This is a genomic window from Streptomyces sp. NPDC056580 (genome assembly GCF_042793175.1).
Taxonomy (GTDB): Bacteria; Actinomycetota; Actinomycetes; order Streptomycetales; family Streptomycetaceae; genus Streptomyces.
In genome coordinates, this window is sequence record NZ_JBHTVE010000024.1 from 16,834 (window position 1) to 40,075 (window position 23,242).

Genomic DNA, 23,242 nt, shown 5'->3' on the forward strand with positions numbered 1-23,242 from the left:
CCGCCTCTGACAGCGCAGGTCGCGCGGGCGAGCAACCCGGGTGGCACGACGGCGATATGGGTACGGGACCGCCTCGGTGGGCTGTGGTGCGACGAGGATTTCGCCGACTGGTACCCGCGGGACGGGCGCCCGGGTCTCTCGCCTGCTCAGCTGGCCACCGTCTGTGTGCTGCAGTTCCTGCTCGGCCTGTCGGACCGGCAGGCCGCCGAGGCGGTCCGCTGCCGCATCGACTTCAAGTACGCCATGGCCATGGAGCTGGACGATCCCGGTTTCCACCACAGCGTGCTGGCCGACTTCCGCGACCGGCTCGCCGAAGACGGCCGTGCCAACCAGCTCCTCGACCTCGCGCTGGCCCGTCTCAAGGAGCCCGGCCTGGTGCGCGAACGCACCACTCAGCGCACCGACTCCACCCATGTCCTGGCCGCGGTGCGTGACCTGACCCGCCTGGAGCTGATCACTGAAGCGGTCCGTGCTGCACTCGAAGAAGTCGCCGGCACGTCCCCTCACCTGCTCGACGGGCTGGTCGATGAGGACTGGGGGCTCCGCTACGGCCGACCGGTCCGGCTGGGCAAGAACCCCACCAAGCCCAAGACCAGGATCCTTGCTACCGGAAACGATGCCGTCCGGCTCCTGGAACACCTCGACCGGCACGGAGCCGACCGCACCTCCGGTCCTCGTGTCCATGCCCTGCGCCAGATCATGGTGCAGAACTACCACTATGACGCCGCAGGACACCTGCGCTGGCGCACCGCCGAGAAGGAAGGCGGCCCTGGGCTGCCGCCCTCGTCCCGGGCGATCGTCTCTCCCTACGACACCTCGGCCGCTACGCACGGCACGGCCACATCATCAGCTGGAAGGGATTCGCCGCTCACCTGACCGAGACCTGCGGTCCCGGCGGACCCAACGTGATCACGGACGTGGCGACCACCGCGGCCACCACCCACGACAGTCAGGTCCTGCCCGGCATCCACACACGCCTGGCGCGTCGCGGACTGCTGCCCGCCGAGCACCTGGTCGATGCCGGCTACACCTCCCTGCCCCACCTGGAACAAGCCGCCCGTGAACACCAGGTCACTGTCTCCGGGCCGCTGCGGAGCAACCCCACCCGTCAGCACCGCCAGAACGAAGGCTTCGCCCGGGACGACTTCTACATCGACTACGACCGCCGGCAGGTCACCTGCCCCCAGGGACAAGTCAGCCAGGGCTGGCATGGCCCCTACCCGACCTCCTCGCCCACCGCGGCCCCGCTGATCGTGGCCCGGTTCACCAAGAGCCAGTGCCGCCCCTGCCCCGTCCGATCCCGCTGCACGTCTACCGTCGACAGCGCCCGCACCGTGGGTTTTCCCCCACGCGAACTCCGCGACCTGCAGCTCCGTGTCCGCACCGAGCAGCAGACGCCCCAGTGGAAGGCCCGTTACGCGGTCCGCTCCGGAGTGGAGGGCACGGTCAACGAGTTCGCCCACGGACACGGCATGCGACGCTGCCGCTACCGAGGACAGGGAAAGGCACACGTCCAGCACGTTCTGACGGCCATCGCCGTCAACATCGAACGCCTCAGCGGACTTCCACCCACCGAGGAAGCCCCCATGCCCCGCCGACCAACCGCGCTCCAGAACTACCTCGACCGGCGCGAGATCCCCCGGCCGAGGTCGTGGCGAAGCCTGGGAAGCTGACCCCGACGACTCCAAGATCCCCGACAGAGTCAAGCTAAGGGATGTCCCGTAACTGATCTCCGAGGTTGCCAGTTCCGGGTCCGTCGGGCCGCTCGCAGCTCGGGCGGCGAGAGGTAGCTCTCGTGGGGGAGACGGATCCTCCGTGCGGATGACGCACGTCGTCGCGGTTCGGACCATGCTCGAGTCATGTCGATCAGGCACTCCTTGGGCGACACAGTGCGCCCCGTACCGTGCCAGGCAGACCGCCTCCACCTGAGCAAATGGCCTGGATACGCCGCTGCAGCATGGGGCTTCTTGTTCGCGGTACCCAGTTTCGTCTGGGCGACGGGCGATACCTTCGGCGCGCAGTCGACGGTGTCGCCGGCGTTGGTGCGGCTCGCTCGCGATGGAGTTCCATGGTTCCTGACCGTCCTGGTCGTAACCGGCTTCCTGAAGCTCTTCGGGGCACTGGTCGGCATCGGTCTGACGCGACCGCGGGGCTCGCGGATCAGCCGGCTCATGGTGTTCTGCGGCGGTGGCGCGGCGACCCTGCTCACGTGGCATGGTGGCCTCTTCGTCGTCCACGGTGTGCTGGTCGAGGCCGGGGCCGTCTCTGTTGAGCCAGATCTGGCTGGGCTGACCGGTTGGTACCTCTACTTGTGGGGGCCGTGGTTCATCGTCGGTGGTCTGATCTTCGCGGGGGCCACCGCGCTGTATGTCCGCCAACGCGATGATCGGCGCAAGATGCGCCTCTACGGCGCCGTGGGCGCGCTAGGTGCCCTGTTCCTGTCCTTGGCCTCGACGGCTACCGGGATCGGTTGAGAGCTGGTACGTATCTGCTGGTCACGGGTGAGATGATCTCGCGGTGGCTGGTGTGATCACGGCGTCGGATCCGTCCTGGATAACCCCATTCACAGGGCTCAGCCCGCGCCAGTTTCGCAAGCTGGTGACCGTGCTGCGGCGCGGGGAAGCCGGCAAAGTCCGCCCGGGGCGGCCCTGGGGTCTCTCCGTGGAGGACCGGCTGCTGCTCGTAGCGGCCTACTGGCGGACGAACTTGACGTTGCGCCAGCTCGCCCCGCTCTTCGGGGTCTCCAAGTCCGCCGCGGACCGCATCATTACTCAGTCGGTCGCGTGGGCCTGTGCCTTGTCTCGGTTGATGCTTGACGTTGTGGCTTTACCTGATGCTTGACACCGCTTGCCTCGGCTTGGCTGTGCGCGTCGTATCCGCGTGCAGGGAGGACCGGGGCCGTGCTGGTGGAGTTGAGCGTGGTCGAGCATCGGTATCACGCGGTGATGGATGTAGCGGTGGGGCGTTGGCTGGGTGTGTTCGAAAGCCGCGTGACAAGCCACTAGCCTCGAAGTTTCGTGACGGTCCGCCGATGGAGTCGGTGGACCGTTTTCGTGCCGTGGGCTGAGCCTGTGCAGGCCGAAGACCCGAGTGTCGCCTCGGGATGGCGCCGGATTCCACTGCTCCGGGTGTTGATGTGCTGTCGAAGGGACGGGGAATCTGCAGGTCAGCCAGGGTCGGGCAGTTGGGTGAGCCGGTCGAGGGCTGCGGTGAGGTGACAGGTCCAAGGCCAGTGCCGGGCCAGGCGGAGGATCCGCCGGCGGCCGGTGGTCACGAGTGTCCGGCCGTGGTGAACAGGCGGAGCCGCAGGCGGCGGGGCTCCCAGAGCCGGGCCTTGCCGGTCAGCGCGAGCATCGGCATCCAGGCCAGCAGGTCCAGTGCGATCTGCACGATCTCCAGCCAGACCCGGTTCTGGGCCGTGCGGTGCAGGGGCAGGTTGCGCACCAGTGGCCCGGGCGGCCCGGATGCGGTCCTCGGCCCGGGCCCGCAGCCGGTGACGGAGTTCGAGCTCGGCGATCGGCCGGCCGGTGGTGTTGGTGGCGAAACAGGTCAGCCGCATGCCGTCCGCATCCGTGAGCCGCAATTGGGCCCCGGGGTGAGGTCGTTCCTTCCTGACGATCAGCCGCATGCCCTTGGGCCAGCCGTCCAGAACGTCGCCGGTGAGTTCGGCGACCCAGGCGCCGTCCCGGATCTCGCCGCCGGTCTCGACGGCCGCCGTCCAGGCCGAGGCCGGAACCTTCAGCACATGCTGGTGGACCTGCTCGGTGATCACCATGCCGACCGAGTAGGACAGCCAGCGCCCGCGCTGGGCGAGCCAGGCGACGAAGTCGTGGGTGCCGCCCGCAGAGTCGGTGCGGATCAGGGTCCGGCGCCCGCGCCGGTACTTCTTCGTCAGCTGGGCCAGGGCCAGTTGAGCGGCGGTGATGTGGTCGGCGGCCGTGTTCGATCCCGCGTTGCCCGGCCTGAGCAGGGCCGCGACCGGTTCACCCGTGCCGCCTGGGCCGTGGTCGACGAAACCCATCAGCGGGTGATGGCCGTAGGTCCGCTTCCAGGTGGGTGCGGCGTCCTCCTTGTCGGAGTGCGCGATCACCAGCACCCCGTCGAGGTCGACGGTCACCGTCCCGCCCGCATCAGGCGCTTTGCGGTCGGCCAACCGCCAGACACGTTGTCGGACTTCAGCCCGCGCGGCACGGATGGCCCGCAGGGCCTTCTCCCCGGAGGCTGCGAGGCTGTCGATGAGGCGGGAGACCGTCGGGTCGGAGGCCACCGGCCCGAATGCGGCCGGCTCGGCCCGCAGCATGGCGACATCCGCGAGGCAGTCCCCGCCCAGCGCGACCGCCAGGGCCACGTCCAGAAGGATCTTGCCCGGATCGTGCACCGCCCGCGGCTTCCGCCACGGCATCATCGCCGCTGATATCGCGGTGTCCAAGCCGGCCTTGCGGATGGTCTCGACCAGCAGCACGCCCCCGGCCTGCGAGACCACCGTCCGACCGCCGCCCTCGGTGCGGACACGCGGGTATGACCCGATACGCTTCTTCACCTGGAGAGTGCTTCTTTCCGTGCAGCCAACAGGACCCTAGACAAGTCCCATCGTTGTAGGTCAGGAGCACTCTCCGCTTATTTGATCAAGCCTCGGACACCCCACCTCGTGAAAGCGCGAGGCTAAGGTGCCGGAGGACTTGCGGACTTACGGATGGCGGCGCACGCGGGCGAGCGGGATCTGATCTTCCTGGAATTCACGGGGGTGGGGGTCTCCTCTCGTGCCTGCTGCTTCCCGGCGAAGCGTTCCGCGAGCCCTCCTACGGGAACTGCTTCTCCTCGCGGCCGATGTCGTCGATCGGGCCGAGGATCGTCCAGCCGGGCCCGAGGGGGCGGGCGGAGCGGAAGCCGTGGGCGTTCGCGTACTTCTCGGCCTCCTCCGCGGTGTCTTCGGGGGCGCGCATGATCGTGTAGCGCGGGGGGTCCTCGTGGTAGAAGCGGTAGAACGTGCGGCCCTCGTCCTTGGGCTGGTAGAGGATCACGCTGACGCCCCAGAGGGCGTCGTACACCTTCTGGTCGCGCGCAGGCGTCGTCGTGCACGTGTCGGAGGGGCGGCCGGGCTCGCGGACGCAGGTCCGGTACTGGCTCCAGTCGATGCGTTCGGCGCGGGGGTGTTCGGCGATCAGCTTCCGCATCCGGGCGTCGGCCCGGGCGAAGGCGTCCTCGCGGCGGTCGTACTCCTGCTGCAGCCGGTTGAAGCGCTGCTCGTCGAGGCCGCTGCCGAAGTGGGCCTCCAGGCCCGCGAGGACGGCGACCCGCCAGACCAGGTACCCGGCCGTCACCACGAGCAGCGTGACGACCAGGACCCGGCCCCGCGAGCGCCTGTGGGGCATCAGGCCGGCGAGGTCAGAACGTGCCGCTGATGGGGATCTCGATATCCGCCTGCGCGATCGCCGGGGGGTACTTTCCGTCGAACCGGTCATAGTGCTGGAGCGTAAACCAGTCGATGAAGCCGTAGTTCGTGATCTCGTCGTCCGGGTCGAGACCGAAGTGGTCGTAGGAGTGGAAGACGAGCTTGCCGGAGAAGGAGTTGCCCTCGACCTTGTAGTCCTTCAGCGCGATCGTGTGGCCGTGGAACTGGTGGATCGCGATGGAGAGGGCGCGCTGGTTGGCGTCCCAGAGCGAGAAGTCGTACACCGGGTACTTCACGTCCTGGCGGAGGAACTCCTGGAAGAGGAGGTTCTTGGAGAGGTCCTCCTGGACCTTGAGCTGATCGGTGCGGCCCTGGTTGTCGATGAGGGACTGCTTGATGATCTGGCCGGCCTTGTCGGTGTACGCCTTCTCCTGCGGTGAGGCGCCGACGGCGCGGGAGAGGGCCGTGTCGGAGCCGCTGTAGAGGTAGCGGCCGGGGTCGAAGTTGTCGTCGACGGTGACCTTGCCCGCGCTCTGGCCGCCGCGGCCGTAGCGGAAGGTGTTGCGGAGGTCGTCGACGGACTGGGCGTGGTCGGCGTCGGCGCCGAGCTTGCCGAAGTTCATGATGTCGTTGAACTCGGCCCACATCCAGGACTCGGGCGTGATGCCGGCGTCCCAGAACTCCCAGCCGAGGTCGGTGAGTTTGTCGTAGTTGTAGTCGTTGAAGGTGAGGTCGTCGGCGACGCGCGGGTCGGCCGGGACAGGCGGGTGCAGGGGGTCGGGGGCCTTGCGGTGGCCCTCGAGGAAGGACGACTGGTGGATCAGCATGTCGGTCGGGGGCGGGTCGCCCGGGTCACCCGGGTCTCCGCCGTCGGCGGGGCCGTCGGAGAGGATTCGCTTGCCAGGGGCCTTGGGGCCTGCCTTGTCGAAGGCGTGGCTGTCGAGGACGACGTACTTGGCGGAGCCGTCGGCCGTGGCGGTGGTAGTGATCGTGCTGCCGCTGCGCTGCTGGCCCGACTGCTTGACGAGGTGCCGGGCCTTGTCGTCGTAGCGGTAGAGGGCCGGTGCGGTGCCCTTCGAACGGTTGGGGTCGAGGCGGAAGGTGAGCCTTGCGGCGCCGTCCGCGGGGGCGGAGACCTGGAAGCCGTTGCCGAGGTAGCCCGGAGTGGACTTCGGGAACTCCCGCTGATTGGCGGGGAGCCTGGTGACCTGGAAGCCGCCGACCTGCTTGGCGCGCAGGCCTTTGAGCGTGGCCTCGGCGGCGGTGGCGCCGCCGTCCGCGCGGCGGGTCACGTTGAAGGCGGAGTTCTTAGCGCGGGGGGAGGCGTTCAGCCTCAACTCCTCGCCGTCCTGGACGCCGTCGCCGTCGGTGTCGGCCTTGGCGGGGTCCGTGTGGAGCTTCAGCTCGCGGGCGTCCGCGAGGCCGTCCTGGTCGGTGTCGGCGCGGGTGGGCGTGGTGCGGAGCTTGAGCTCGCGGGCGGTCGTGAGGCCGTCCTTGTCGGGGTCCTCGGCGCCGTCCTTGGTGCCGTCGCCGTCGGTATCGGCCTTGAGCGGGCTGCTGAAACCGTAGCCGAGCTCGGCGAAGTCGGAGAGGCCGTCGCCGTCGGTGTCCGCGGACTTGGGGTTGAGCCCGGCGCGCACCTCCAGGTCGTCGGGGAGGCGGTCGCCGTCGGTGTCCTCCGTCGGCGAGATGCCGTGCTTGGCGAAGGACGCCCAGGTCGGGGTATCGGCCTTGGCGCCGGGCTCGGCGCGGTACCAGACGGTCTCGGTCCTGCCCGGCTGGAGGGTGTTCGTGGGGCCGACGCCCTGGAGCGTCGTGCGCGCGTCCTGGGGGGCGGCGAGCTTCGCGGCGGAGGTGTCCGTGATGCGGTCAGAGAGCTCGAAGGTCAGCGACCATTTGGAGACGGGGTGATCGGAGACGTTCTCGAGCTGGAGCCGGGCGACGTACGAGCCCTCCGTCGCTCTGCCGCGGAGGGCGGCCGGGACCTGGCTCCACGCCGTGTCGCCGGGGGCGACCTGGCGGTAGGAGACGTCGACCGTGTTGTCGCGGTAGAGCGTCGCCCCGTCGGTGGCCGCGCCGTCGCCGGGGGTTCCCGCGGCGGCGGGCACGGCCGTGCCGAGGAGAAGGAGTAAGGCCGCGCCGAGGGGCACGGCGGCGCTTCTGTTCATGGGGCCTCCCATGTCTGACGACATGTCTGAAGACATGCCTGTCGTCTCGAAACTGCCGCTGTGCCAAAGCAGTTCGGAATCGAACGGGAAAGCTAGCAGACGTGGGGGATGGTTCCCAAGGTGCGGTAGAGGCGAAATTGAGATATTTGGGAGATTGGTAAGCCCTGTTCCGCTTGTGTTCCTGCTCTGCCTGGGCACCAGCCTGGCGACCAAGGAGGAGCTCGCGGCCAACGGCGGCTACCGGGTCTATTTGCAGTGCACCGGGCTTCAGCCCGGTGGTGAAGCGAATCTTTAGCCTGCTCTGACCTCAGCTATGGGCGCGGATCCGCGCTGGTCACCTCAGCCCTGGTCAGAGCGGCCGGTTCTGCTGCTCGATGTACTGCTTCAGGATGCTGAGCGGCGCGCAGCCGACCGACCCGGCGAAGTACGGGCCGGACCAAAGGGCGTTGCGCCCGCCAGTAGTGACGGACGAGATCGGGGAACGCCTGGCGGAGCCTGCGGGAGGGCACGCCCTTGAGGGAGTTCACCAGCCTGGTCACGGCGATCTTCGGCGGGAATATCATGGGCCGCGTGCAGCTTCGGTACAGCTTCCGCTTGTACCCGAACACCGCTCAGCGCACGGCGTTGGCGAAGGCGTTCGGGTGCGCGCGGATGGTTTACAACGACGCTCTCAGGGTCCGGGAGACCGCCCGCAGCCAGGGGCTGCCGTTCCCGAGGACCGGGGATCTTTCGAAGCAGCTCATCACCCAGGCGAAGGAGACCCCGGAACGGTCGTGGCTCGGCGAGGTGTCGGCGGTCGTCCTGCAGCAGGCCCTGCGCGACGTGGATACGGCGTACCGGAACTTCTTCGACGCGCTGAAGGGCAAGCGTCCGGGCGTGGGTGCGCCCCGGTACAAGTCCCGCAAGGACGCCCGGCAGGCCGTCCGGTTCACCGCGAACGCCCGCTGGTCGATCACTCCCGGGCAGAAGCTGCGTCTGCCGAAGATCGGAGACGTGCGGGTGAAGTGGTCGCGGACGCTGCCCTCGACGCCGTCCACGGTGAGCGTGGTCAAGGACTCGGTCGGCCGGTACTTCGCGAGCTTCGTCGTCGAGACCGGCCCGGAGGAAATCCTGCCGGAGACGACGCCCGAGCTGGGCATCGACCTCGGGCTCGGGCACTTCGCGGTCCTCTCCGACGGCCGGAAGATCGACAGCCCGCGCTTCCTGCGCCGGGCCGAGAAACGCCTGAAGAAGGCGCAGCGGGCGCTGTCCCGCAAGGAGAAAGGCAGCCAGAACAGGGACAAGGCCAGGATCCGTGTCGCCCGGGCACACGTCCGGGTCGCGGACGCGCGCCGCGAGTTCCACCACCGGCTCTCCACGAAGCTGATCGTCGAGAACCAAGCGGTCGCGGTGGAGGACCTGGCGGTGAAAGGGCTCGCCCGCACACGTCTGGCCAAGTCCGTGCACGACGCCGGATGGTCGGCGTTCGTGACCATGCTGGAGTACAAGGCCGCCCGGTACGGGCGCACCTTCGTGAAGATCGGCCGGTTCCAGCCGACCTCCCAGGTGTGCTCGCGGTGCGGCGTCAAGGACGGCCCCAAGCCCCTGCACGTCCGCGTGTGGACGTGCAGGGCATGCGGGGCCGTCCTGGACAGAGACATCAACGCGGCGGTCAACGTCGCCAAGGCGGCCGGACTGGCCGTGACAGCCCGTGGAGCGCAGGTAGGACGGGGACCCGTCCCCGCACAGCGCGGCGAAGCGGGAACCCACCCGGAACCGCACCCGACAACGGTGCGGCAGACGGGAATCGCCCTCCTTTAGGCCAAGGCCATGAAGTTAGGGGTCGGGTCGTGGCCGCAAGTGAGGGCTGATCTGGAAGGACGCCGGACGCGAGAAGCGGAGCCCCGGTAGAACTGGCTGGTCCGCCAAGACAAGCCGTTCAAGGACCGGAGGCTCCGCTGTCCGGACAGTCTGTCATCACGCGTGAGATCGCGGTAGCCGAAGGCGTCTTCGCCCCGGGACATCTGGGCGAGTTAACCCAGGTCGTGCCGTTCGAGATGGTCGATGCGGTCCTCGCCGAGTGCGGGGCTGTGCAGCAGCGGCTGCGGAAGCTGCCGGCCCGGGTGGTGGTCTACCTGCTGCTCGCGGCCACCCTGTTCGAGGAATGCGGTTACCCGACCGTGTTGCGCAAGCTGACCGGCGCCCTTGAGACACTGCCTCTGCCGGCGGTGACCGCGACCGCGTTGTGGCACGCCCGCACCCGGCTCGGCGTGCGCCCCGTGCGGGCCCTGTTCGACCTGCTGCGCGGCCCGGCCTCGGCGGTCCGCACGGCCGGCACCCGCTGGGCCGGACTGCTGGTCGTCGCGATCGACGGCACCTACCTGGACGTCGCCGACGACGCGGACGTGCGGGCCCGGCTGGGCAAAGGGGCCAACCAGTACACCACCGCCTCCGGCTACCCGCAGGTCCTGCTGATCGCCCTGGTCGCCTGCGGCACCCGCGCCGTCATCGACGCCGTCTTCGGCCCCCGCAAACCCGGCGAGCCCGTCCTGGGACGCCGCCTGCTGCGCTCGACGCAGCAAGGCATGATCGTGCTGCTGGACCGGGGATTTGCCACCAACGCCTTCCTCCAAGCCGTGGCCGGCACCGGCGCCGACTTCCTGGCCCGACTCTCCGCAACGCGCAAGCCGCCCGTCCTGCGCCGTTTCGACGACGGCTCCTTCCTGTCCCAGATCGGCACAGTGGAGGTCCGCATCATCGAATGCGAGATCACCATCTCCACTGCCGGCGGGAGGCACACCGGCGTCTACCGCCTGGCCACCACCCTGCTCGACCCGCGCCGGTATCCGGCATTCGAGCTGGTCAGGCTGTATCACGAGCGATGGGAAGTGGAGTCCGCCTACTTCGCGGTCAAGCAGTCCATGCTCGGCCGCCGCGTGCTGCGCTCCCGCACCCTGCCGGGCATCGCGCAGGAGATCTACGCGCTACTGACCGTCTACCAGGTGATCAGGATCGCCATCGCCGACGCCACCAGCACCGTCCCCGAAGCCGACCCGGACCGGGCCAGCTTCAGCGTCGCCCTCCACACCGCCCGCGACCAGGTCATCCGGGCCGCAGGCGTGATCGCCGACACCACCATCGACCTCGTGGGCGCCATCGGCCGGGCAGTCCTGGACAACCTCATGCCCGCCCGCCGACTACGCCTTAGTCCCCGCGCCGTGAAACGTCCGATGTCCCGTTACGCCTACAAGAGCCTGCGCGTCGACCGACGCACCTACAGGGCCACCGTCAGCATCGACATCCTGTTGACAGCACCCAACGGCCCCTAACTTCATGGCCTTGTCCTTTAGGCGGGCGAGGATGTCAAGCAGCGTCGCTGGGTCTGGACAGTAGCCCTCGGACGGCGGCATCCCTCGGAATCGGAAGAAGACGAGACATGCCGGACTCTGCGCTGGTAGGCGTGTGAGGTCGGAGCGCCACTCACTGCCAGGGTGGCGGATATGAACCCACGACCTCTTCGTCCCGAATGAGGTTCGGTTGCCGTTCTTGCCAGCGAGGATCGTGTTTGCGCTGGTCAGAGGCGTGGTCCCGGTTGGTCTCGGGTGGTGTGGAAGGGGCTTTGGGAGCAGGTCGGCTCCCAAGCGGCTCCCAGAGAACTTTGGTGGGGGAGCGCCCGTCACACATCAGCTGCTAGACGCCCCTCGGTGCGGGCCCGCATGGGCGTCCTCCGCCTTGACGACACAGGGCAGGAAGGCGCCGAAGGTCTGTCATGCCCCCAGCGATCTCCACGCGGGGCATGACACACGTCACGACTTGGCTAGAAAATGCCCCTGTAGCTCTGCCAGCCGGTGGCGATCTTCGCGCGCGCGGCGAAGGACCCGTTGCCGTAACCGGCCTGCCGGAAGAGATTCCCGGCGGTGTCCCGCGCGATCAGGTCGACCTTCCCGTCGCCGGTGATGTCCCCGACCCCGACGACCCCGTTGTACGCGGCGCCCCAGCCGGCGGCGATCTTCACGCGCGGGGCGAAGGTGCCGTTGCCCTTCCCGAAGTACCGGTACAGGTTGTTCGACTTGTCCTGCGCGACGAGATCGCCGATCCCGTCGCCGTTCAGATCCCCGGCCCCGACGACCTTCTTGTACGTCTTCCAGTTGTCGTACAACTTCACGCGCGCGGCGAGCTTGCCGCCGCTCGCGCCCTTGTACAGGTACACCGCGCCCGTGGAAGCATTGCGGGCGATCAGGTCAGGACGGCCGTCTTTGGAGATGTCACCGGGGGAGGTGAGGACGTCGTACTGGTTCCAGCCGGTGCCCAGCGTCGTGTACGACGTCGTCGGCTTCAGCGCCTCCCCGCAGGCCGGCTTGTACAGCCGCAGGGTGCCGCTGCTCAGCCGGACCAGGACGTCGTTGCAACGATCCCCGCTCAGGTCCCCGACGGGCACCGGACGGATGCCGGTCGCCCAGCCGCTGCCGCTGACCTTCCCGGAGAACGTGCCCTCGCCCGTGCCTTGCTGGAACGTCAGCGTGCCGGAGGAGTTGAGGGTGAGCAGGTCGCCGAGGCCGTCCCGCCCCGCGTGGTCCCGCAGGACCGGCGCCGCGAGGGAACCGGCGGTGAGGATATGGATGCGCTCGTCGGCGTCCACGAACGCCACCCGGTTCCCGTACGGGTCGAGGGTCCAGCGGATTCGGCGGTCCGAGGTCGTGCCCTCCGGCCAGAGGTTGGACGAGGCGGGCAGATCGGCCACGTCGCCGGTGACCGCCTGCCCGGAGCGGACGTCGGTGCGCACCAGCTTGCCGCGGGCGTTGTCGTGGCGGACCAGGAACCCGTTGGCCAGCAGAGCGTCACCCGTCGGCACGGCCATCGATCGCCCTCGGGAGCGGTCGAAGACTCCGGCCTTCTTCTGCGCGGCGCAAACCCAGTACACAAAGCGGCCGTTGACCTGCAACTCGCTGGATACGCACGCCGAGCCGACGTTGACATCGACCGCCGGAACGGTTGATCCGAGGCGGCTCATCGACAGGTGCCCCGCGGTGGACGTCGTGGTCCACAGCTGCCCGTCCCACAGGGCGGCGGCGTTCGCCGTGCGCGTCGACACGACCTTGGACTGCGTCCAGTCGACGACGAACTGCTTCCTGTTCGCGCCGCCGGACAGCAGCGCGTACCGTCCCTCCGCGGCCTGCACCTCGCCGTAGAAGCCGGGCACCGTCAGCGTCTGGACCTCACCCGTGGGTGTACGGCGGTGGACCCACTGGGTGGAGTCCAGGTCGGAGTAGACGACGGACCCGTCACCGGCCCCGACCAGCCGGACGCAGCCGTAATGAACCTGACACGGCTTCACCCATCCGCCGGCCTGCCGGACCGGTCCGACCTCGGGGACCGCGTCGGCGGACACCGTGCGCGTGTTGAACATGACGTCGTAGGCCGGGGACGAGGTCTGGTCGGTCCAGGCCAGGGTGCCGCCTGCCAGCGACAGCCCGTCGACGGGCGCGGGCACCGGCGGCAGGTCCATCAGCTCTTGGGCGGCGATCTGTCCGTCCGGCGTCTCGGAGAGCCGGTACACGCCCCAGTCCGCCTTGTCAGGACCGCCCGCCACGATGGCCGACCCGTCCGCCGAATGCCAGATCCAGCCGTCCATCCGTGGGAGCAGCGTGCGCCACTCGCCGGCGTCGGTCAGGGGTCTGGTGAGCACGGCACGGGTCTCGTCGCCGTACGTGGCCACCACGACGTCGTCACCAATGACCGTGAACTCGGTCTTCCCTTCGGTGCCCTGGCCTGGAACCGCGGTCACCGGTCCGTCGAGCGCGTCGCGGCGCAGCAGCCGCGCGCCGCTCCCCGGGTACCACCAGCCGACGTAGTCCTTGCTCAGGAAGAGCGACCGGGCCGAGCCCGCCTTGTAGGGGCTGAATACCTTGGCCCAGGATCCGTCGTGGATGTCGACGAGGACGAGTTGGTCGAGGAAGACCGCGGGGTCCTCCGTGGGCACGCGGTAGCGCATGAGCAGCGAGCGGTCGTCACGCTCGCTCACCGCGAGGAGCTTCGCGTCGGCGGGCCAGCCGGTCAGGATCGTGTCGCTGGTGCCGCCCTCGGCCGCCGTCTTCAGCAGGTGTACTTCGCGCACGTTGACGGAGCTGCCCAGGTAGGCGACGACGACGCCCTCGCCCGCGGTACCGGCGTATGTCAGGCCGGTCGGGACAGTCACCGTGCCCTTGTCCGCGCCGGAGCCGATCGCACGGAACTGGACGACGCGTCGCCCCTCGGCGTCGGTCGACAGGGTGAACGTGGTGTCCGACTGGGCGAGCCCGTTGGGTCGCTGGGTGCCGGCGAACTCGGTCACGTCCCTGGTCTGGCCCGTCGCGTAGTCGGTCCAGCGCAAGCCGACAGTGCCTTCCGGGCTCGACAGCACACCGGTGTCGCCGAAGCCCCCGAACACCGGGTTGCGCGTGGCCGTCCGGTCCGCGGCGGGCAGGATGATCTCGTCCTCGCCGACGGCCAGCGCCGTCCCCGCCGGCACGGCGGCCAGGGCACCTGCGGCCAGGGCAACGGCCGCGGCCATGGCCATGGCCCCTCGGCCGAGCAGACGACGTCGTACGATCTTGTGGCCCTGCACGGAACCCCCCGGTCCCTCGACCCTGATAGCTGTGACCCCAACAGGCCCAATTGACCTGTACATGTTTTGTGCGCCGGGAGCGTATCAGCGTGCGGCGGTCCGGAAGCGCGCGCCGAGGGGTCATCCCGTGCAGACGACGACGTCGCCTGCACCAAGCAGCTGCTACAGCAACGGCCCGTGCCGCGAGTACCTACGACGTCGCGGCATCCGCCACACGATCCCGGAGAAGGCCGACAGCAAGGTCGCCCGCCTGCGCAAAGGTTCACGAGGCGGACGGCCACCAGGCTTCGACGAAGACCGCTACAAGAAACGCAACACCGTCGAGCGGGCGATCAACAAGCTCAAACAGTCCCGGGCCGTGGCCACTCGCTACGACAAGCGCGGCTACGTCTTCCTCGGAACGGTCACTGTGGCAACAGCGATCATCTGGGTCCGCTCATGACCGACCGGACGCGCTCGGCTCAAGCGCAAGGGTCTGGCCAACCGCCGCGAGCAGTTGGAGCGGCAACTCCTTATCCCCCTGTCCAATGGCGAGCCCGAGCCAGCGACCGGGATCCCGGTGCGGCCACGCCTGCATGCTTCCAGTCAGCTGGCTCAGGCAGTTGATCGGCTCAGACACCGCCTCCCCCTCGAGGCCGGCCCGCAGATACGGCAACAGGTCAACGACGAGCGGCTCGCCCCAGCGTGCCGTAAGGGCTGCGATCAGGGCGTCCAGGTAGGCCCGCAGGTCTGCGTCAGCCTCGCGCGCCGCCTGGCCGTCATCGTCATCCCAGAACTCCTGACTGGCTCGCAGGATGCGGACACGATACTCAGGGCCACCGCACTCGGTGTCGTCATGGAAGTTCGCCTCCGGGAAAGGCTGTGCGAGCAGCTCGTCGATCAAGGAGAGGTACTCCTCAAGGGCCGCACTCGAAAAAGATCCGGACTCAGCGGTCGTCATGAGCGCAGGCTATGGGACTGCGCCGACAAGCAAGCCATGGCCTTGCACACCGAACCGTGATCGCCCGGACAGTTCCTAGCAGGCAACACAACTGACGCGGAAGCCGGTTGCATGCGACCGCCGCCGTTCCGAGGATGCCCGCGGCCAGCTCCGCGGGCATGGCGAGGGGCGTGGCCGGGGGCGTGGGCAGCGCCGCGGCCGACCTCACGCCCGCTCCTACGGCCTCGGTCTTCGCACCGCACCGGTGACCAGGTGGTCGGCGATCTCCTCCGGGCCCAGGTCGGGGAACTGCCGGCGCAACGTGTGCAGATGCCTCGGGCACTGGCTGGACCGAGCCTTCGCTGCCTGAGGCGGACGCGGCTGGGTCGGTTGTGCGCGGGAGAATGTTAAGATCACGCGCTTACCCGGGGGGCGGGCCTGGTGTTATCGCCGGTTCGTGACGTGCGGCGCGTGGCCGCGTCGCAGGGACATCTCCTGGGGCCTTCGCCTTATGTCTTCCAGAGAGGTCCTGCGTGGCCAGACGTTCCCTCATACGCGGCGCTGTCGCCGCCGCCGTGTCAATGACGCTCGCCTCGGGCCTGGCACCGCTGACGGCTGGTACCGCGTACGGTGAAGCGGTCCCCGGGGAGGTGGTCGTCCCTGCCACCACGGCCATGGTCCCCCGGACGAGCCTGCTGAGCGCAGGGCCCTCGGGGTTCCTCCGCTACGAGTCCGACGGCGGCTACCTGTGGACGAGCTACGCCGGTGCGGACACGGTCGTCGACGCCTCCGGCACGGACCCTTTCGGCACCCCCGATTTCGGTGCCGGCTCGGATGTCGTCGCCCGCTACGACGACACCTCCAGGACCGTGACGCTGCGGGACATGTCGACCGGTGAGTCGCGTACGGTCACACTTCCCAGCGGACACCGGTACTGGAACACCCTCGGGTCGACGGTCGTGACGATCGCCGGATCCCTGGGCACCGACGCCGCCTTGCATCTGCTCGACCCGCAGGACGACGGCTCTCTCACAGACCGTGCGGTGGAGGGCCTCCCCGACGTCATCGACGACATGTACGAGGTCAACGCGGCGCTGGGCGATGCGCACGGTCAGGTCGTGCAGTACCGGCGGGGCATGGTGAGCCACGCCGGCTGGCTCGATGCCGACCAGGGACGGTGGATCCCGCTGCCCTACAACGTCGATCTGACTCCGGGGCATATCGCGGTCACCCCCACCCATCTGATGTGGTGGCAGGACGGGACCGTCTCCATCTCCTCCCGCCAGGACCTGACCGCCGCCCCACGGACGGTGCCGCTCGCCGGCGACGGGCAGCTGCACGGTATGATCGGTGACACCCTCATCGTGTCCCGTTACGACTCCTCCCTGGGCCGCTACGACTACTTCCTTCCGGTCTGGCGGGTCGAAGCCGTCGCCCTCGACGGCTCCACCACAAAGACGCTGCTGGCCAGGTCGCGCGGGCTCGCCCTGCCCACTCCCGACGGCCGTCTCCTGGTACCGGGCGGGTCCGACACGGACCACTGGGGCGTCTCCGTCATCGAGGCCGCCGACGGTGGCGGAGTGACCCTCCGCAGGATCGCCGACGCCCACCCCCAGCAGACCGTCCACCAGGTCTCCCAGCTGACCCTGACCCAGGGGCGGCTGAACACTCTGGAGCGGGACCCCGCGCAGGCGAGGACCTTCCTCTACACCCGCGACGCCGGCGTGGCCGGCTCCCTCACGGTCGGGACGCGCACCGTCCGTGGCCCGGTGCCCGCGGACTACGACAACTGCTGGAACGGGGAGTGCCCGAGCCTCCAGGACAGCGGTGACGGCCGGACGGTCGTCACCGGCCTCAACCGCGGCGGCCCCACCGCCGACCTGCAGCCCCAGCTTCTGGGGCCGACCCAGTCCCTGCCCGGCACCCGGATCGACAGCTCCCGCACCTACATGCGGACCGCGGCCATCAGCGGCCGTTTCGCCGGCCTGATGGGACCGTACACGGGCACCGGGCACGAGATCCGGTTCATGGACGTTGACAGCGGGCGCACGGTGTTCACCACGATGGAGAGCGTCGTGGCGATGTGGGGCACCACCCTGTGGGTGCGGGACAGCAACAACAGCGTGGTCCCCGTCGACGTCCTGACCGGGCAGCGCGGCACTGAGGTGTGGTTCGGGAACGGGTGCCTCTTGGAGAACCTCCAGGCCGTCGGGCGGTGGCTGCTGTGGACCTGCGTGGGCTCCGCGGAGGGCCAGGGTGTCTACGACACCGTGAAGCGGACGAACCTGCGGCTGATCGACGGGCCCGACTGGGGGCGCGCGGGGCTCGGTGACGGTTTCGTCGCGACCGAGGAGGACGGGCACCTGAAGGTGACCGATGTCCGCAGCGGGACACCGGTGTCGCACACCGCCGGGGGGTTCGAGTCTTGGCGCCCCTGGGACGTCGACCCGTACACCGGCGTGATCGCCTATGTCGGCGAGGACAGCGGCATCCACCTGGTCCCCAGTGGCGTCCCCGTCTCCGTCCTCTCCCAGCTCGACGCCACCGTCGCCACGTCGGTGGACGTCAAGGGAGGAACCGGGCAGTGGAGCCCCAAGTGGTGGCTGAACAAGCCGGCCGCCTCCTGGAAGCTCGTGATCACGAACAAGGCGACCGGCGGGGCCGTCCGCACCCTCTCCGGCGGCCTGGCGCGTGGCCTGGTGAGCACGGCGTGGAACGGCAAGGACGGATCGGGCCGGCTGGTGCCGAACGGGGCCTACACCTGGACGCTGACCGCCACGCCTGCTGACGGGCAGGGCGCTAGTCTTACCAAGTCCGGGACGGTGAAGCTCAGCGGCGGCGCCGCCGTGCCCCGTGACTTCATCGGCTCGGACGGCTTCGGCGAGCTGCTGACGCTGAACGGCTCGGGTGCCCTGACCTACCACCGGGGCGGCGGCGCCGGGAAGTTCTCCACCAAGACCACCGGTTCCGGCTGGCCGACGACCGTCAAGGCGGTGCCGTACGGCGATCTGAACGGCGACCGGTGCAACGACGTGCTGGTGCGGTTCAGCAGCGGCGCCCTGCGCGCGTACAAGCCGGGCTGCGGCAAGGCGCTGACGCCGTCGACGCCGTACACCTCGCTCGGTACCTCGGGCTGGAACCAGTACGACATCCTGACCTCGCCGGGGGACATCACGGGTGACGGACGTGCGGACCTGATCGCGCGCCAGTCGTCGACCGGAGACGTCTACCTTTTCAAGGCGACGAGCACCGGCAAGCTCTCGGCGCGCACCAAGCTCTACTCCCGGTGGACCGGATACAAGAAGATCGTGGGCGCGGGCGACCTGAACGGTGACGGTCGCGGCGATCTGCTCGCCCAGGACAAGTCCAACGAGCTCTGGCGCTACGAGGGCACCAGCTCGGGCACGTTCAAGGCCCGGGTGAAGGTGTTCAACGACTGGGGAGCGTCCTACAACGCCGTCGTCGGTCTCGGGGACATCACCGGTGACGGCAGGGCGGACCTGGTCTCCCGCGACACCTCGGGCAACCTGTGGCGCAGCACCGGCAACGGTAAGGGCTCCTTCGGGGCGCGCTCGAAGATCGCCACCGGCTGGCAGGGGTACAAGGCCCTGTTCTGAGCCCGCTGGACGACCAAGCCGTGGACAGGGCCTCCTCAGCATTTGAGGAGGCCCTGTCCACGAGCAGGTGGTGCGGCGGCCTGGCGGGCGGCTTCGGCCTGCGGGCGTGCCAGCGCTTGGCGTGCCAGCGGAGGCCGTCCCTTTGGGGCCACCTCGTGATACGCGGCCGCCATCTCTCGGCAACTGCGCACTGCGCAGAACAGGTCTCCCAACTGTGCACTGAAGAGTTCAGCGCCCAGGTCGGCTGTCTGCACGCCAGCCGGAAGGTACGCGCAGGAGGAGCCCAGGTGACTCGCTCACCAGACTGGACGTACAAGGAAGCCACGTTGTTACACCGGGGGCCGCGAGCAACTGGCCCCCGGCCGGAGTTCCCCGGGAGGAACTGCTGCCGCGCCCCTGTAGGGGTCTGGAGAAATCCCCTCGTGGCCGGACGCCCCCACCGCGCGCGAGGAAGGCCAACCGCGCCACGACCAACTGCGCTCCCGGACATGCCGCGCTATGAGACGTGCCGCGCCCGGCCGTCGTCTGCGGGTCAAGACAGAGCGGAGCGGCTACGCCGCACGACAGATGGCCGGGGTTTGTGCATTCGTCAGTCGACGAGGTAGTGAGCTTCGATGTAGGCGACGGTGGAGTCGTACGGCTCCCCTACCGGCTTCAGCGTGTACCGGCGGAAGACCGCGGCGGTGGCGCGGCGGACGCCTCGGTTGCGGGCGTCCGTGTTGTCCCAGGAGCCTGCAAGGGTGCGGGTGACCACCTGGTCGATCTCCTCGGCCAGGTTCTTCTTCGTACTGGTGAGGCCGGCCGATGCGTGGTCGTGGGCAAGCTCAAGCGGCACGGCGAGGTGGCCGTGCCCTGCGGCTCCAACCCCGCCACATGCCCGGTACGGGCCACCCGCACCCTGCTCTCCGTCCTGGCCGGCGAAGGAGGGCCGCAACCGGCAGCAGATCTGGAGCGTCATGAGAGGATATGAATGCACATTTACCCCGACGCCGGACCCAGCAGCGCGGCTTGCGGCTGTGGCCGGTCGGTCTGGTCCTCGCCCTGGCCTTCACCGTGGCGGTCTTGGTGGCGGCCGGGGTGTTCTACACCGGATGGGACCTGCTCAGCGCCCGTGGGCTCAAGCCCGAGCACCGTATCGACTCCACGGCCCTCTTCGACCTGGTGAAGCTGTCCTTCGGGGTGGTCGCCGGCGCCGGGGCCCTGGTCGCCCTGGTGGTGGCATACCGGCGCCAGCGCGTCGACGAGGACGGAGCCCTGCGGGAAGCCACCCGCCTGCATACCGAACGCTTCACCACCGCCGTCGGCCAGCTCGGTGAGGAATCCGCTGCGGTCCGCCTCGGCGCAGTGCACGCCCTGGCCGGCCTCGCCGACGACGCCCCCGACGACAGCCTGCGCCAGACCTGCATCGACGTTCTGTGTGCCTACCTCCAGCTCCCCTTCACCCCCGACCCCGGCAACGACCCCGCCCACCAAGAGGAACACCACCGCTACCTGGCCTTTCGCAAGGTCCGGCACACGATCCTGCGCCTCATCGGCGACCACTACCGACGCCCCCCGGGAACCCACCGCTCCTGGCAGGGCTGCGACCTCGACCTCACCGACGTCGCCATCGACGGCGACATGGACTTCAGCGGCGCCACGTTCTCCAGCGGCACAGTGTCCTTCAGCGGCGCCACGTTCTCCGGCGGCGCGGTGTCCTTCGACAATGCGAGGTTCTCCGGTGGCACGGTGTCTTTCGGCAACGCGGTGTTCTCCGGCGGCACGGTGTCCTTCGACAATGCGAGTTTCCCCGGCGGCACGGTGTCCTTCGACAATGCGAGTTTCCCCGGCGGCACGGTGTCCTTCCGCGGCGCGAGGTTCTCCGGTGGCACGGTGTACTTCGGCAAGGCGGTGTTCTCCGGCTGCGTGGTGTCCTTCGACAATGCGAGGTTCCCCGGCGGCGCGGTGTACTTCAGCGGTGCGAGGTTCCCCGGCGGCACGGTGCACTTCCGCGGTGCGACGTTCTCCGGCGGCAAGGTGTGCTTCCGCGGTGTGATGTTCTCCGGCAGCACGGTGTCCTTCAGCAACGCGAGTGGCTCAGCTCCCGATCGGCTTCTTGTTGCCGTCCGCACTGCTAGTCCTATGACCGTCAGCCTGCCGTCGACCTGGTAGCCCCCAATCCGTAGCAGCCGACAGGCTCAATCGGTCGCTTTCGGGATGCTGCAGTGGTACGGCTGGGGCTCCCGTGCCGCTGCAGCAGGGCAGGGCGGCGCCCTGCCCGTGGAATCGGACCGGGACCGTGCGATACAGGTCAGCCGAAGAAGATCCCGAGCGGCAGCCTCAGGAGGGCGGTGATCGCCGGGACGGCCCACCTGACGATTTCGAGGATCGACACCATCAGGCTCATGAACCGGGCGAGCTCCTCGACGCGCTTTTGCGTGGTGGCCGTCGCGCGCTTCAGTCCCTCGGACACCGTGCTCTTGCTCCCGCTGCCAGGCAGTGTTCAGAACCAGGGCTGCCTCTTCGGGAGTGGGCGGGTCGGGGTTCGGCTTGGGTTGGGATGGCGGCTCGGCGAGGGCCGCCACGTTTGTCGTCACGTATCCCCAGCGCAGGCCGCGGTTGAGCGCCGGGCGCAGGATGAAGTGAATCTTGCGGACGGAGTTCGCGGCTAGTGGCTCGCAGAGGTGCTTATGCTTCGTCTTGGGGTCGGTCTTGCCGTTGCGCCGGCCTTCGCACTGGCCCTGGCACTGCCGGAGACGGGCGTAGAACAGCTCCAGCGTCTCGGCCGTCAGCTTGCCCGCCTTGAGGTCGCCGAAGGTGGGCTTGAGGTAGTTGCGGATGATGCCCTCGGCCCGGTCATACGAGGTCTCGTCGAGTTGGGCGACGCCCAGCCACCGGTCGAGCAGAAACGACATGGTCACCTGCGTCTTGCGGTGGCGCTTCTCGTCGACCTGGTGCAGGAGCTTGGTGCGGGTCTTCTCCGCCTCGGTCTCCGTCTCGGCCTGCTCGTGGAGGTAGATGTCCTTCTTCGTGAGCGGGTCGCGGCCGGCATAGACCCGGACCTGGAAGCCGGCTCCGTTGGGGCGGATGCTGCCGCGCTAACCTCGCGCTTTCACGAGGTGAGCTGTCCAGGAGTTGATCAGAAACGCGGAAAATGCCCTTGACCTGCAACGATGGGACTTGCTGAGGGTCCTGTTGGCCGCAAGGAAAAGAGCACTTTCCAGGTGAGAGAGCCTATCTCGTCGTACCCGCGTGTCCGTGTCCAGGCAGACGGTCGGCGGGTGGCCTCGCAGGCCGGTGCGGTCCTGCTGCTGGAGACGGTCCGCAAGATCGGCCTTGACCAGGCGATATCCACAGCCCTGGCGTCCTGGCGCAAACCGCGGGCCGTCCACGTTCCTGGGAAGATCCTTCTGGACCTTGCTCTGGCGGTCGCGCTGGGCGGGGACTGCCTCGCGGACGTCGCGATGCTGAGATGTGAGCCGGCTGTCTTCGGGCCGGTCGCTTCCGACCCGACGGTCTCCCGCCTGATCGACGCCCTCGCCGGCTCCGACGAGAAAGCCCTGCAGGCCATCCGGTCCGCACGGGCCGAAGTCCGCAGCCGGGTCTGGTCGTTGGCGGGCAAGAACGCCCCGGACGCTGATGGACGGGTCACGGTCGACATCGACGGCGTCCTCGTGATCGCGCACTCCGACAAGGAGGATGCGGCCGCGACCTGGAAGAAGACCTACGGCCATCACCCCCTGACAGCCTTCGTCGACCACGGCCCGGGCGGAACCGGAGAGCCGGTCGCCGCTCTCCTCAGACCGGGGAACGCGGGCTCGAACACGGCCGCCGACCACATCACCACCGCCCAACGAGCCCTGGCTCAACTGCCGAAGAAGTACCGGCGAGGACGGCGGACGCTGATCCGCACGGACTCCGCCGGCGGCACCCACGACTTCGTGTCCTGGCTCGCGAAGCGAGGCCGATGGCTGTCCTACTCGGTCGGCATGGTGATCACCGAGGCGATCCACCAGCACGTGCTGAAGATCCCCGGCCCAGCCTGGACACCGGCCGTCGAGGTCGGCGGCCAGGTCCGCGACGGAGCCTGGGTCGCCGAGCTCACGGGCAAGCTGCTGGACGGCTGGCCCAGCGGCATGCGGCTGATCGTCCGCAAGGAACGACACCGCCCACGGCACAGCCACGGCAAAGAACGCCGCAACCGAGGCCACCACCGCCACCACCCACCGCACGGCCGCCATACCCCGCCTCCGTCCAATCCGGTCAACTCGCCTGGAACTTCACATGGTTGCACCTTCCGCTCAACCAGAACCCTCACGGGGAAACCGACGGCCGAGCCGTGAGCAGCTGCTGATCCGCCGTCCAGACACGCAAGCAGCGACAGTGCCGACCGACCGCTCGGGCAGAGCTACGCAGCAGCCTGTGGAAGGCATCGCCCATGACCTGGAAGCTGCCGCAGCCCGTGCTCGCCACCTCTGTGTCCGGCCCTGCCCTGCCCCTGGTGCCGACGGCATCTCCTCGGGCGCGTCAGGGCCTGTCTTCTTGCCCTGGGTCTTGCCGGGGATCTTGGCGACCTGCGTTTTC

14 protein-coding genes and 5 pseudogenes are annotated in these 23,242 nt (G+C 68.9%); 10 read left to right on the forward strand and 9 right to left on the reverse strand.

Annotation, left to right across the window (positions count from 1 at the left end):
- The first annotated feature begins 165 nt into the window (after window positions 1–165).
- The 4 genes and pseudogenes from ACFQ9Z_RS36135 to ACFQ9Z_RS36150 form a co-directional block, all read left to right on the forward strand.
- Window positions 166–876, forward strand: a complete 711-nt coding sequence (locus ACFQ9Z_RS36135; RefSeq protein ID WP_383030153.1) for a transposase — start codon at window positions 166–168, stop codon at window positions 874–876.
- A 29-nt stretch (window positions 877–905) separates the two neighbouring features.
- Window positions 906–1,673 carry a transposase gene (locus tag ACFQ9Z_RS36140; RefSeq protein ID WP_383030155.1) on the forward strand — a complete coding sequence of 256 codons (768 nt, stop codon included), beginning with the start codon at window positions 906–908 and terminating at the stop codon, window positions 1,671–1,673.
- Between the two features lie 294 nt (window positions 1,674–1,967).
- On the forward strand, window positions 1,968–2,474 hold the full coding sequence (locus ACFQ9Z_RS36145) for a DUF3995 domain-containing protein (RefSeq protein ID WP_383030158.1): 507 nt from the start codon (window positions 1,968–1,970) through the stop codon (window positions 2,472–2,474).
- A 43-nt stretch (window positions 2,475–2,517) separates the two neighbouring features.
- Window positions 2,518–2,769 (forward strand): annotated as a pseudogene (locus ACFQ9Z_RS36150) (transposase family protein); the annotation flags it as partial.
- A gap of 397 nt (window positions 2,770–3,166) precedes the next feature.
- Here the strand turns inward: ACFQ9Z_RS36150 and ACFQ9Z_RS36155 are convergent.
- From ACFQ9Z_RS36155 to ACFQ9Z_RS36170, 4 genes and pseudogenes are all read right to left on the reverse strand, one after another.
- Window positions 3,167–4,540 (reverse strand): annotated as a pseudogene (locus ACFQ9Z_RS36155) (IS1380 family transposase).
- 259 nt (window positions 4,541–4,799) lie between these two features.
- Window positions 4,800–5,372 (reverse strand): hypothetical protein, encoded by a 573-nt coding sequence (locus tag ACFQ9Z_RS36160; protein WP_383030160.1) that lies wholly within the window; start codon window positions 5,370–5,372, stop codon window positions 4,800–4,802.
- 13 nt (window positions 5,373–5,385) lie between these two features.
- Window positions 5,386–7,560 carry a DUF3289 family protein gene (locus ACFQ9Z_RS36165; RefSeq protein ID WP_383030163.1) on the reverse strand — a complete coding sequence of 725 codons (2,175 nt, stop codon included), beginning with the start codon at window positions 7,558–7,560 and terminating at the stop codon, window positions 5,386–5,388.
- A 349-nt stretch (window positions 7,561–7,909) separates the two neighbouring features.
- Window positions 7,910–8,117 (reverse strand): annotated as a pseudogene (locus ACFQ9Z_RS36170) (transposase); the annotation flags it as partial.
- Between the two features lie 13 nt (window positions 8,118–8,130).
- On the opposite strand from ACFQ9Z_RS36170, the gene ACFQ9Z_RS36175 reads away from it, so the two are divergent.
- Together ACFQ9Z_RS36175 and ACFQ9Z_RS36180 are read left to right on the forward strand one after the other, a co-directional pair.
- The gene (locus tag ACFQ9Z_RS36175; RefSeq protein ID WP_383030165.1) at window positions 8,131–9,360 is read left to right on the forward strand and encodes an RNA-guided endonuclease InsQ/TnpB family protein; all 1,230 of its coding nucleotides are present in this window, start codon (window positions 8,131–8,133) and stop codon (window positions 9,358–9,360) included.
- Between the two features lie 203 nt (window positions 9,361–9,563).
- Complete coding sequence (locus ACFQ9Z_RS36180; RefSeq protein ID WP_383030218.1) at window positions 9,564–10,868, forward strand: IS4 family transposase; 1,305 nt, start codon at window positions 9,564–9,566, stop codon at window positions 10,866–10,868.
- A gap of 488 nt (window positions 10,869–11,356) precedes the next feature.
- Here the strand turns inward: ACFQ9Z_RS36180 and ACFQ9Z_RS36185 are convergent, their stop codons facing one another.
- The gene (locus ACFQ9Z_RS36185; protein WP_383030167.1) at window positions 11,357–14,089 is read right to left on the reverse strand and encodes an FG-GAP repeat domain-containing protein; all 2,733 of its coding nucleotides are present in this window, start codon (window positions 14,087–14,089) and stop codon (window positions 11,357–11,359) included.
- A gap of 181 nt (window positions 14,090–14,270) precedes the next feature.
- On the opposite strand from ACFQ9Z_RS36185, the gene ACFQ9Z_RS36190 reads away from it, so the two are divergent.
- Window positions 14,271–14,585, forward strand: a complete 315-nt coding sequence (locus ACFQ9Z_RS36190) for a hypothetical protein (protein WP_383030169.1) — start codon at window positions 14,271–14,273, stop codon at window positions 14,583–14,585.
- Here the strand turns inward: ACFQ9Z_RS36190 and ACFQ9Z_RS36195 are convergent.
- Window positions 14,580–15,083 carry a hypothetical protein gene (locus tag ACFQ9Z_RS36195; protein WP_383030172.1) on the reverse strand — a complete coding sequence of 168 codons (504 nt, stop codon included), beginning with the start codon at window positions 15,081–15,083 and terminating at the stop codon, window positions 14,580–14,582. The genes ACFQ9Z_RS36190 and ACFQ9Z_RS36195 overlap by 6 nt on opposite strands.
- Window positions 15,084–15,198: 115 nt before the next feature.
- Window positions 15,199–15,398: pseudogene (locus ACFQ9Z_RS36200) on the reverse strand (hypothetical protein); the annotation flags it as partial.
- Between the two features lie 197 nt (window positions 15,399–15,595).
- On the opposite strand from ACFQ9Z_RS36200, the gene ACFQ9Z_RS36205 reads away from it, so the two are divergent.
- A complete protein-coding gene (locus ACFQ9Z_RS36205; protein ID WP_383030176.1) occupies window positions 15,596–18,679 on the forward strand; it encodes an FG-GAP-like repeat-containing protein in 3,084 nt (1,027 codons plus the stop codon).
- 589 nt (window positions 18,680–19,268) lie between these two features.
- Here ACFQ9Z_RS36205 and ACFQ9Z_RS36210 read toward each other — a convergent pair.
- Entirely contained in the window at window positions 19,269–19,637 is a 369-nt protein-coding gene (locus ACFQ9Z_RS36210) for a hypothetical protein (RefSeq protein WP_383030178.1), read from the reverse strand.
- Window positions 19,638–19,645: 8 nt separating this feature from the next.
- Between ACFQ9Z_RS36210 and ACFQ9Z_RS36215 the strand changes: the two genes are divergently transcribed.
- Window positions 19,646–20,830, forward strand: coding sequence for a pentapeptide repeat-containing protein (locus ACFQ9Z_RS36215; RefSeq protein WP_383030180.1), 1,185 nt, complete (start codon window positions 19,646–19,648; stop codon window positions 20,828–20,830).
- A gap of 26 nt (window positions 20,831–20,856) precedes the next feature.
- On the opposite strand, the gene ACFQ9Z_RS36220 is transcribed toward ACFQ9Z_RS36215, so the two are convergent.
- Window positions 20,857–21,573, reverse strand: a complete 717-nt coding sequence (locus tag ACFQ9Z_RS36220; RefSeq protein WP_383030182.1) for a hypothetical protein — start codon at window positions 21,571–21,573, stop codon at window positions 20,857–20,859.
- Window positions 21,574–21,882: 309 nt separating this feature from the next.
- On the opposite strand from ACFQ9Z_RS36220, the pseudogene ACFQ9Z_RS36225 reads away from it, so the two are divergent.
- Window positions 21,883–22,830 (forward strand): annotated as a pseudogene (locus ACFQ9Z_RS36225) (IS1380 family transposase); the annotation flags it as partial.
- Window positions 22,831–23,242: the final 412 nt, after the last annotated feature.